This is a genomic window from Bacillus massilinigeriensis, assembly GCF_900111815.1.
Taxonomy (GTDB): domain Bacteria; phylum Bacillota; class Bacilli; order Bacillales; family Cytobacillaceae; genus Mesobacillus_C; species Mesobacillus_C mediterraneensis.
Map to the genome: position 1 here is coordinate 1 of NZ_LT630019.1, position 1,133 is coordinate 1,133.

Consider the following 1,133-nt stretch of genomic DNA (forward strand, 5'->3'; position numbering starts at 1 on the left):
CCTAGATTATTCACCGATATATATAAAATCCCACAGAAAAGCCGACTTGTTGGCTTTTCTGTGGGATTCTCTTTTTCACTTAAAAGATGAAAAAAGAATCCATTTCTGTTATGGTTATTGCGACTAAACACCAACCAACTAGAAAGGATTCTTCTAATGGCTACTTTATCGCAAAACACTCTACATTTCAACCGTTCCATTAAATTGTCTAATGATGGTGGTGCGCTTTCTTCTGACACTGGAGAATTCATTTTTCGTGAGTTTGATGAAAAAATCAGTTTCTCACAAACGATTTCAAAACATCTCCAATTAAAAGATGAACGCACGTATTGCTTCCATACGAATGAACATTTACTTCGTCAAAAAATCTATCAGCTGATCGCTGGCTATCATGAGGATGATGCAGCGGACCGTTTAACACATGATCCGGTTTTCACACAGGTTCTTGGCAAATCTGCACTCGCTTCTCAACCGTCCTTATCACGATTTTTTAAGCGCTTTGACACGGAAGCACTAAACCAACTTCAATCAGCCAATCAGGAACTGCTTGACCGGGTTCATCATGCTCGACAATCGAAGACACTTATTTTCGACCTGGATTCCACACATGCCGATACATACGGAAACCAAGAAAATTCTTCCTACAACGCGCATTATTCTACAACAGGCTTTCATCCACTAGTCGCATTTGATGGGCTAACAGGTGATTTCTTGAAAGCGCAATTGCGCCCGGGAAACGTTTATACTTCCAATGGTGTTGTAGATTTTATGCGCCCACTCATCGAGCACTATAACGAAGTTTTCCCCGAAAAATCTTATCTAGTCCGTGGCGATAGTGGCTTCGCGGTGCCTGGTCTATATGAATTATGCGAAAAGGAATCGGTTTACTATATCATTCGTCTAAAAGCGAACGCCAAGTTAAAAGCACTTGCGGAAGAACTACACCCAGCACATGAAATTCATGATGTGTCCGTGACAGAAAGCTATGTAGAGGAGTCCATTTACCAAGCATCTTCTTGGTCAAAGCCTCGTCGTATTATCATTCAGTCCATTCGCCCTGCTGGTGAATTGTTATTTTCACATGCCTTTTTTGTGACGAGTCTGGGTGAAGCCTTTTCGCCCCAAGCGATTGT

1 protein-coding gene is annotated in these 1,133 nt (G+C 41.7%); it reads left to right on the forward strand.

Features of this window, described 5'->3' with window-relative positions:
- Nucleotides 1-156: 156 nt before the first annotated feature.
- Nucleotides 157-1,133 (forward strand): IS1380 family transposase (locus BQ5796_RS16875; protein WP_071461532.1); only part of this gene is annotated, 977 nt, incomplete at its 3' end.